Annotated in this window: 10 protein-coding genes; all 10 read left to right on the forward strand. The window is 72.2% G+C overall.

The window, feature by feature from the left end; genetic code table 11:
• Positions 1 to 6 precede the first annotated feature (6 nt).
• The 10 genes from ABN273_RS42360 to ABN273_RS42405 all read left to right on the forward strand — a co-directional run bounded on the left by ABN273_RS42360 (position 7) and on the right by ABN273_RS42405 (position 8,137).
• A complete protein-coding gene (locus ABN273_RS42360; RefSeq protein ID WP_349455098.1) occupies positions 7 to 1,386 on the forward strand; it encodes a class I adenylate-forming enzyme family protein in 1,380 nt (459 codons plus the stop codon).
• 1 nt (position 1,387) lies between these two features.
• Entirely contained in the window at positions 1,388 to 2,590 is a 1,203-nt protein-coding gene (locus ABN273_RS42365; RefSeq protein WP_349455099.1) for a thiolase family protein, read from the forward strand.
• Positions 2,591 to 2,621: 31 nt separating this feature from the next.
• Positions 2,622 to 3,296 carry an energy-coupling factor ABC transporter ATP-binding protein gene (locus tag ABN273_RS42370; protein ID WP_349455100.1) on the forward strand — a complete coding sequence of 225 codons (675 nt, stop codon included), beginning with the start codon at positions 2,622 to 2,624 and terminating at the stop codon, positions 3,294 to 3,296.
• On the forward strand, positions 3,293 to 3,898 hold the full coding sequence (locus tag ABN273_RS42375) for an energy-coupling factor transporter transmembrane component T family protein (RefSeq protein WP_349455101.1): 606 nt from the start codon (positions 3,293 to 3,295) through the stop codon (positions 3,896 to 3,898). The genes ABN273_RS42370 and ABN273_RS42375 overlap by 4 nt, the downstream gene beginning before the upstream one ends.
• Before the next feature lie 50 nt (positions 3,899 to 3,948).
• A complete protein-coding gene (locus ABN273_RS42380) occupies positions 3,949 to 4,281 on the forward strand; it encodes an ArsR/SmtB family transcription factor (protein ID WP_349455103.1) in 333 nt (110 codons plus the stop codon).
• A gap of 56 nt (positions 4,282 to 4,337) precedes the next feature.
• Positions 4,338 to 4,694, forward strand: a complete 357-nt coding sequence (locus ABN273_RS42385) for a hypothetical protein (RefSeq protein WP_349455104.1) — start codon at positions 4,338 to 4,340, stop codon at positions 4,692 to 4,694.
• 12 nt (positions 4,695 to 4,706) lie between these two features.
• On the forward strand, positions 4,707 to 6,092 hold the full coding sequence (locus tag ABN273_RS42390) for a sensor histidine kinase (RefSeq protein WP_349455105.1): 1,386 nt from the start codon (positions 4,707 to 4,709) through the stop codon (positions 6,090 to 6,092).
• Positions 6,089 to 6,751: a response regulator transcription factor gene (locus ABN273_RS42395; protein WP_349455106.1), complete on the forward strand. Its 663-nt coding sequence runs from the start codon at positions 6,089 to 6,091 to the stop codon at positions 6,749 to 6,751. Before ABN273_RS42390 ends, ABN273_RS42395 begins: the two co-directional genes overlap by 4 nt.
• An 88-nt stretch (positions 6,752 to 6,839) precedes the next feature.
• Positions 6,840 to 7,379, forward strand: a complete 540-nt coding sequence (locus tag ABN273_RS42400) for a DUF4956 domain-containing protein (protein ID WP_349455113.1) — start codon at positions 6,840 to 6,842, stop codon at positions 7,377 to 7,379.
• On the forward strand, positions 7,376 to 8,137 hold the full coding sequence (locus ABN273_RS42405; protein ID WP_349455107.1) for a polyphosphate polymerase domain-containing protein: 762 nt from the start codon (positions 7,376 to 7,378) through the stop codon (positions 8,135 to 8,137). Before ABN273_RS42400 ends, ABN273_RS42405 begins: the two co-directional genes overlap by 4 nt.
• Positions 8,138 to 8,358: the final 221 nt, after the last annotated feature.

The raw sequence follows: 8,358 nt of genomic DNA on the forward strand, positions 1-8,358 counted from the left end.
CGCCCGATGCCCGTAGCGGAACACGTGCTGCGGCACGCCGCCGAGCGCCCTTCGCGCCTGGCGGTGTGCGGCCCCGCGGGGGAGCTCACCTACGCCCAGCTCGCCGACCGGGTCCACGGCGCGGCCCGCCACCTGCTCGGCCTCGGCATCGGGCCGGGCAGGCTGGTCGCGATCGGCCTCGCGGACCCGGTCGAGGTGCTCACCGCCGCGCTCGCGGCGGACCTGGCGGGCGCGACGCCGCTGGTGGGCGACCCCACGTGGGACCGGGAGCGGTGGTCGCGCGTCGTCCCGGCATCACCGCAGGCGGCGGGTCCCGGCGTTCACGTGGACGCGCCGCTGCCGTACGTGGCGGGCCCTGCGGTGACACACGAGCCGGGACCCGGGGATCGGGCGTGGGCGTGCTTCACCTCGGGCAGCACCGGCAGGCCGCGCGCCATCGTGCGCGGCCGCGCGTCCTGGACGGCGTCGTTCCCGCACCTCAGCGCCCTGGCCGGGATCGGCCAGGACGACGTCGTGCTGATCCCGGGCCCGCTGGTGTCAAGCCTGTACGCGTTCGCCGCCGTGCACACCCTGGCCACCGGCGCGACGGCCCTCCTGCCGGGCCGCTGGCCCGCAAGAACACTGGGCGGCCTGCTGGCCGGGGCCACCGTCGTGCACCTGGTGCCGCACCGGCTGCCCGACGTGCTGGCACGCCCGGGGAGGCTGCGAACCGCCGTGGTGGGCGGCGCGGCCCTCGACCCGGACACGCGGGCGGCGGCCGTGCGGGCGGGGATTCGTGTCGTGTCCTACTACGGGGCCAGCGAGCTGTCGTTCGTGGCGGTGGACGGCGACGGGGGTGGGCTGCGCCCTTTTCCGGGCGTGGAGATCGAGGTCAGGCCCGCACCGGCCGGCTCTCTCGGTGAGGTGTGGGTGCGTTCGCCGTGGCTGGCCGACGGCTACCTGGGCGACGCCGCCGGGCCGCTCCGGCGCGACGGTGACGGTTGGGTGAGCGTGGGCGACGTGGCGGAGCCGTACCGGGTAGGAGAGGTGCTGCGGGTACGCGGCCGAGGCGACGGCGCGATCCAGACCGGCGGCGCCACCGTCGTGCCCGAGGACGTGGAAGAGGTGCTCAGGAAGGTGCCCGGCGTGGGGGACATCGTGGTGATCGGCTCGCCGCACCCGTCGCTGGGCTCCGTCGTCACGGCGGTCATCGAGGCCGGGCGCGCCGAGCTCCCGCCGCGCGCCTTGCTGGAGGCGATGGCCAGGGGCGGCCTGGACGCGGCGCAACGGCCGCGCCGCTGGTACGCGGTGCCGAGCCTGCCGCGCACTCAGGCGGGCAAGCCCGCACGCGCCCTGGTGGCGGCCCGGCTGGCGGGCGGCGACCCCGACATCCGGCGGCTGACCTGATATGCGCAACGAACCCATGACCATGCCGGCCGGGCCCGAGGCCGTGCGTGCCCGGCCCGACGATCCCATCATCGTGGCGGCGCGGCGCACCCCCATCGGCACGGCCGGGCACGCGTTCAAGAATGTGACCGTCGACCGGCTGGCCGCGCCCGTGATCTCGGCTGTCGCGCGCGACCTGGCCGGGCGGCGGGTCGATGACGTGGTGCTGGGCAACTGCATGGGGCCGGGCGGCAACGTGGCCAGGGTGTCGGCGCTGGCGGCGGGCCTGGGCGAGGAGGTGCCCGGCCTCACGGTGGACCGCCAGTGCGGCAGCGGGCTGGCCGCGATCCTGGTCGCCGCCCAGGCGGTACGCGCGGGCGAGATGGACCTGGTGATCGCCGGCGGAGCGGAGAGCGCCTCGACCGCGCCCCTGCGTACCCATCGAGGTGCGGCGGAGCCGTACCCCAGGGCGCCCTTCACCCCGGACGGACGGCCCGACCCCGACATGGGCCCGGCCGCCGAGGCGCTGGCGGCGGCGCGCGGCATCGGCCGGGATCGCCAGGACGCCTACGCCTGCCGCAGTCACGCCAGGGCGCTGGCCGCCCGGGAGGCGGGCCGGTTCAAGGAGGAGATCGTCCCGATCGGCGGGCGCTACGACGATCAGCGGCCCAGGCCGCTGCGGGCGGCGTCGCTGGCCCGGCTGCCCGCGGCGTTCGTGGCGGGCGGTACAGTTACGGCCGGTAATTCCTCCCCGGTCAGCGACGGCGCCGCAGCCGTGGCCATCGTGCCCGAGCGGTTGCGCGCGGGCCTGCCGGGGATGCGGCTGGTGGCCGGGGCCGTCGTCGGGTGCGATCCCGAGCTGCCCGGCTGGGGCCCGGTGCCCGCCGTGCGGCGGGTGCTGGCGCGTGCGGGGGTGGAGTTGGAACGGGTCGCGGCGGTGGAGATCGTGGAGGCGTTCGCGGCACAGGTGCTGGCGGCCACCGACGCGCTCGGACTCGATCCCCTGGGGGAGGAACGGGTGTGCGCCGACGGCGGCGCACTGGCCCTGGGCCATCCGTGGGGCGCGAGCGGCGCGGTCGTGGTGACCAGGCTGTTCAGCCGCCTGGTCCGCGCGGGCGCCGCGCCGGGGACGCTGGGCCTGGCCGCGGCCGCGGTCGGCGGCGGGCTCGGCGTGGCCGCCCTGTTCGAGGTGGTCGGTCCTGGCCGGGACGGAGGGTCGGCGTGATCGAGGTCCGCGGCGTTCCGGGCGGTACGGCGTGATCGAGTTCGCCGACGTGCACGTACGGCTCGGCGAGCGGGACGTGCTGCGCGGCATCACCGCCACCCTGCCCGAGCACCGCATCGGCGTGGTCGGCGCCAACGGCTCGGGCAAGAGCACGCTCGCCCGGCTGGTCAACGGCCTGGCCCTGCCCACCTCGGGCCGCGTCACCGTGCTCGGCCTCGACACCCGCCGCAACGCCGCCAAGATCAGGCGGGGCGTCGGGTTCCTGTTCACCGACCCGGACGCGCAGATCGTGATGCCGACGGTGGCCGAGGACGTGGCCTTCTCGCTGCGCCGCAAGGGCCTGGCGCGCCAGGAGGTCGAGGCGCGTGTGCGCGACGTGCTGGCCAGGTACGGCCTGGGCGAGCACGCCGACCACCCCGCCCACCACCTGTCGGGCGGCCAGAAGCAGTTGCTCGCCCTGTGCTCGGTCATGGTGCTGGAGCCGGACATCCTGGTCATGGATGAGCCGACCACGCTGCTCGACCTGCGCCACTCCCGCCAGGTCGCCGACCTGCTGCGCGAGATGCCGCAGCAGGTGGTGGTGGTCACCCATGACCTGCCGCTGCTGGCGGGCTTCGACCGCGTACTGGTGCTCGACCAGGGCAGGATCGTCGCCGACGGCATCCCGGACGAGGCCATCGCCCACTACCGGAAGATCATGGCGTGAACGGCCTGACCGGCGCCTACGTCCCCGGCGCCTCTCCGCTGCACCGGCTGCCGGCCGGGGTCAAGCTGGCCGGTCTGGCGCTGGCGTGCACGGCGCTGGTGCTGCTGCGCTCGCCGCTGGCGCTGGCCGGGGCGGCGGTCGTCGTGGCGGGGCTGTATGTGCTGTCCGGGGTCGGGGTGGCGGCGTCCTTGGCGCAGGTCAAGCCGGTGCGGTGGTTCGCGGTGGCGTTGTTCGGGATGCAGTGGGTGTTCGTGGACCTGCAGGGGGCGGTGTCGACGACCCTGCGCGTGGTGCTGGCCGTGGCGCTGGCCGGGCTGGTCACGCTCACCACCCGTATGTCGGACATGCTGAACACGCTGGAACGCTGCCTGGCCCTGGCCAGGTTCGTCGGCTTGGACCCGTTCCGGGTGTCGCTGCTGCTGTCGCTGACCGTGCGCAGCGTGCCGGTCGTGGCTGCGCTGGCCACCCGGGTCCGCGAGGCCCAGCGGGCCAGGGGGGTCGAGCGCAGCCTGCGCGCCTTCGCCGTGCCGCTGGTGGTCAGCTCGCTCCGGCACGCCGACGCCCTCGGCGAGGCGCTCAGCGCCCGTGGCCTGGACGACTGACCGCTATCCCAGGTTTGACTTATATAAGCGCGCCATGAAATAGTCGGGCCGTGCACGCATTCGACGTCCTCGGCGATCCGGTCCGACGGCGGATCCTGGAGCTGCTGGCCGGCGGCGAGCAGAGCTCGGGCGAGCTCACCGCCGTCATCCAGCGCGAGTTCGGCATCTCCCAGCCCGCAGTCTCCCAGCACCTGCGGGTGCTGCGCGACAACGGCTTCGCCAGTGTGCGGGCCCAGGGCACCCGGCGGTTTTATGCCGTCGAGCCAGGGCCGCTGCAGGAGGTCGATCTCTGGTTGGAGCGATTTCGCGGCTTCTGGAGCCAGCGGCGAGATCCTGCGCTGCGAGCCGCCCAGGACGGCGAGCGGCGGGCCCTGACCAGATGAGAGATTTCTCATCTGGGTCTCAGCGTGGTCTCCTCGAAGGGCGTCAAAGTCACGGCATGAAGCAGCGGGCGACGGTGGTATTGCTGATCCTGGGTGCGGGGGCGGCCGGGTTCATGTCGGTGGGGCTGGTGCAGGCGGCCGACAACGAGCCGGATCTGGGCGGGCCCGTCGTGGTTTCGCCGTCGCCCAGTCCAAGCAGGTCCAGCTCGCCTGGGCCGTCCGCGTCGGTGAACGATGGGGACAGCGCGGGGCGGTCCGCGCCCACGAAGAGCGCCGATCGGCCCAGCGCGCGCAAGAGCAAGGCAGCCGAGCCGGTCAGGCCGCCGTCCCCGCGACCCGGCGGCGGTGGGGACGACGACGGCGACGATGATGGCGACGATGATGGCGGTGGGGACGACGATGGCGACGACTGATCGGTGTTCCGCATGCGGGTGAGCGCCCGCGCCCGGATCGTGGGCTGGATGCTCGCCGTCGTCGGCCTCGCCCTGTCGGTCTCGATCTTCGCGACCTGGAGCATCCTCCTCAACAGGCTCGACGCCCGGGTGGGCCTGGAGCTGCAGAACGAGGTGAAGAAGCTTCGCCAATACGCGGACAACACCGGTCGCATGACCGCCGATGTCGAGGACCTGCTCATCGGCTACCTTGCCATCAACGCGCCGGACCGGTGGGAGACGTTCTTCACCATCGTCGACGGCCACGCCCACAAGATGACCGGAATCGCGCCGCCCGCGCGGCTCGACACCGACGAAGACCTGGTCGCGAGCATGGCCAAAGCCACCGAGCCGACCAGCGGCGAGGTCGAGACCGCCGAGGGAACGGCCAAGTACGCGGTCATCCCCGTCACCGTGACCGCTGACCGCCGTCCCGCCCACTTCGTCGTGGCGATCTTCTACGACCGGCACCGCGAGGAGATCGTGGACGCGGTGCGGGTGCTCGGGCTGTCCGCGCTGGCCGCCATGGCGCTGGCGGGGGCGGCCGGGTGGTTCGTGGCCGGGCGGGTACTCGCCCCCGTCCGGCTGGTCAGCCAGACGGCCGAGCAGATCAGCGGCTCCTCAGACCTCACCCGCCGGCTGGACGTGCCGGGCGACGACGACGTGGCCGCGCTCGCCGCCACCTTCAACCACATGCTCGATCGGCTGGAGCGGGCCTTCGTCGTGCAGCGGAACTTCCTGGACGACGCCGGGCACGAGCTGCGTACGCCGATCACCGTCGTACGCGGCCACCTGGAGCTGATGAGCGACGATCCGGCTGATCGCGCGGAGACGTTAGCCCTGGTCACCGACGAGCTCGACCGCATGAACCGCATCGTCGACGACCTCCTGACGATTGCCAAGGCCGAGCAGCCGGGCTTCCTGTCCGTGGACACCGTCGAGCTGGCCGACCTCACGGTCAGCGTGGTCGCCAAGGCGAGGGCGCTCGGCGAACGTGCGTGGCGGGTGGACGAGGTGGCCGAGGCCCTCGTGCCGGCCGACCGGCAGCGGCTCACGCAGGCGCTCATGCAGCTGGCGGCCAACGCCGTACGCCATACGCAGGACGGCGATCTGATCGCTGTGGGGTCCGCCGTCCGGGAGGACCAGGTCGAGCTGTGGGTACGCGACAGCGGTCCTGGAGTGGCGGTCGCGGATCGGGAGCGCATCTTCAGCCGGTTCGCCCGTGGGGCGGGCCGTACCGGCGCCCATGACGGGGCCGGTCTGGGCCTGGCCATCGTGAAATCCATCGCCGAGGCTCATGGAGGCCGGGTGCACGTGACCGAGGCTGCGGGCGGCGGGGCCTGCTTTGTCATCTCCATTCCCCTGCGGGAGGTGCGATGAACCGAATTCTGATCGCCGAGGACGAGGCCAGGATCGCCTCCTTCGTGGAGAAGGGGCTGCGGGCGAACGGCTTCGTGACCGCCGTGGTGGGGGACGGGATCGCGGCGTACGACCTGGCCTGCGCGGGCGGGTTCGACCTGCTCATCCTGGACATCGGGCTGCCGTTGAGCGACGGGTTCACGGTGCTGCGGCGGCTGCGGGAGGCCAAGGCGACCATCCCGGTGATCATCCTGACCGCCCGGGACAGCGTGAGCGACACCGTTGCGGGGCTGGAGGGCGGCGCGGACGACTACATCGCCAAGCCATTCGCGTTCGAGGAGCTGCTGGCCAGGGTGCGGCTGCGGCTGCGGGCCGAGCGGACGCCCGAGGTGACCGTGCTCCGGGTGTCGGATTTGTCGCTGGATCTGCGTACCAGGCGGGCCTACGTCGGCGATTGGGCGGTCGACCTGTCCACCCGTGAGTTCGCGCTGGCGGAGATCTTCTGCCGTCACCCGGACCAGGTGCTGACCCGCGAGCAGTTGCTCAGCCACGTGTGGGGGTTCGACTTCGACCCCGGCTCGAACGTCGTGGACGTGTACGTCCGGTATCTGCGGCGCAAGATCGGGGCAGATCGGATCGAGACGGTTCGTGGCACCGGATATCGGATGAGAGCCTCCTAATCATCGCCTAACGGTCACTTCACCGCTCCCTAGCAAGCTGTTCATCAACAGGACAACGAAGGGAGCGGTTGTGGCAACCGGGTTAGCGATGAATCTCGTGGCGATCGTGCTGCTGGCCTACGGCCTCTACTATCGGCGGCACCAACGGCGCGATCTGCTGTTCGCGTACATCGCGCTGAATGTGGGGATCTTCGCGGTGGTGTCGCTGCTGCTGGTTCAGCGGGTCGACATCGCCGTCGGGTTTGGGTTGTTCGGGCTGTTGTCGATCATCCGGCTGCGGTCCAGCGAGATCACCCAGCAGGAGATCGCCTACTACTTCGTCGCGATCGTGCTGGGGCTGGTCAACGGGATCGCGGCGGCGTTTCCGCTGACCGCGCTCGCGCTGAACGCGGTGCTGCTGGCGGTGATGTACGTGGCCGACCACCCCGGGCTGCTCGGCCGCACCCGGCAGCAGGTCGTCACGCTCGACGTCGTCCACGCGGACCCGGAGCTGCTGAAGGCGGACCTGGAGAGCCGGCTGCGGGCGCGGGTGAAGCAGTGCGTGGTCATGCAGGTCGACTACGTGCGGGACGTGACCGTGGTAGATGTGCGCTACGTGGTGCCGAACCTGCGGGAGAAGGTGCGATGACGACGGATGCGGACGTGGTCCTCGCCGGCGTCGCCGCCGGCAAGGCGCCCATCGGGCTGGAGGACGTGCCGGAGCTGATGAGCCGGGTGGACTCCAAGTACATCGTGACCGCCGCCGCGTTCGTCCGGCTCGCCGCCGAGCTCGGGGATCGCTTCGCGGTGCTGCGGATCGGCGGGCGGCGGCAGTTCCGCTACACCTCCACCTATTTCGACACGCCGGACCTGCTGACCTTCCAGCAGCACCGCCAGGACCGGCGGCGCCGGTTCAAGCTCCGCACCCGGACCTATCTGGACGGCGGCGGCCAGTGGCTGGAGCTCAAGCTGAGCGGGGCGCGGGGAAGCACGGACAAGCGTCGCATCCCCTACGACGACGCGCCCGCGCAAACGCTGACCACGAAGGCGATGGACTTCGTGAGCGACACGCTGATCAGCGAGCTGCGTCTCCGGGCGCCGGACACGCTCGGGCCGGTGCTGTCCACCGACTACAAGCGGGTGACGCTCGTGGACCGGACCGGGATGGCCCGGCTCACCTGTGACACCGGCCTGTTCTTCCGCAACGCGGAGCGCGTGGCGCCCGCACGGCGGGACCTGGTGCTGCTGGAGTCGAAGTCCGCCGACGGGAAGGCGGTAGTGGATCGGGTGCTGCGAAGAATGGGGGTGCGGGCGGTGAGCATGAGCAAATACTGCATCGCCATCGCCGCCCTCCATGACCGCCCAGCCAACCGATGGCGCCCGGTGCTGCGGCGCTACCTGGCATAGGGTTGAAGCGCTCCCCACGACTAAAGTCGGGGGATTCCAGCCAGCTCGGGGCTCGCCGTAGCGTGGCCCTGGGCTGCTGTTGCTTGGCGGTTCACCTTCCGGCCCACACGGTTGCGTGGTTTGCGCGCCCCAGCCCGCGCACCCGGTCCGGGTTGTGCGTGCTCCGCCCTCCCGGCGGTGAGGATGTTCTTGGCGGCGTTCACGTCGGCGTGCTCGGTGTG

This window comes from Nonomuraea sp. B19D2 (assembly GCF_040137845.1).
In the GTDB taxonomy this organism is placed as follows: Bacteria; Actinomycetota; Actinomycetes; order Streptosporangiales; family Streptosporangiaceae; genus Nonomuraea.

Excerpts from the sequence above, each read along its gene's own strand:
- ABN273_RS42405 (WP_349455107.1), top strand. The coding sequence starts at position 7,376 with ATGACGACGGATGCGGACGTGGTCCTCGCCGGCGTCGCCGCCGGCAAG.
- ABN273_RS42400 (WP_349455113.1), top strand. The coding sequence starts at position 6,840 with ATGAATCTCGTGGCGATCGTGCTGCTGGCCTACGGCCTCTACTATCGG.
- ABN273_RS42385 (WP_349455104.1), top strand. The coding sequence starts at position 4,338 with ATGAAGCAGCGGGCGACGGTGGTATTGCTGATCCTGGGTGCGGGGGCG.
- ABN273_RS42360 (WP_349455098.1), top strand. The coding sequence starts at position 7 with ATGCCCGTAGCGGAACACGTGCTGCGGCACGCCGCCGAGCGCCCTTCG.
- ABN273_RS42390 (WP_349455105.1), top strand. The coding sequence starts at position 4,707 with ATGCGGGTGAGCGCCCGCGCCCGGATCGTGGGCTGGATGCTCGCCGTC.
- ABN273_RS42395 (WP_349455106.1), top strand. The coding sequence starts at position 6,089 with ATGAACCGAATTCTGATCGCCGAGGACGAGGCCAGGATCGCCTCCTTC.
- ABN273_RS42365 (WP_349455099.1), top strand. The coding sequence starts at position 1,388 with ATGCGCAACGAACCCATGACCATGCCGGCCGGGCCCGAGGCCGTGCGT.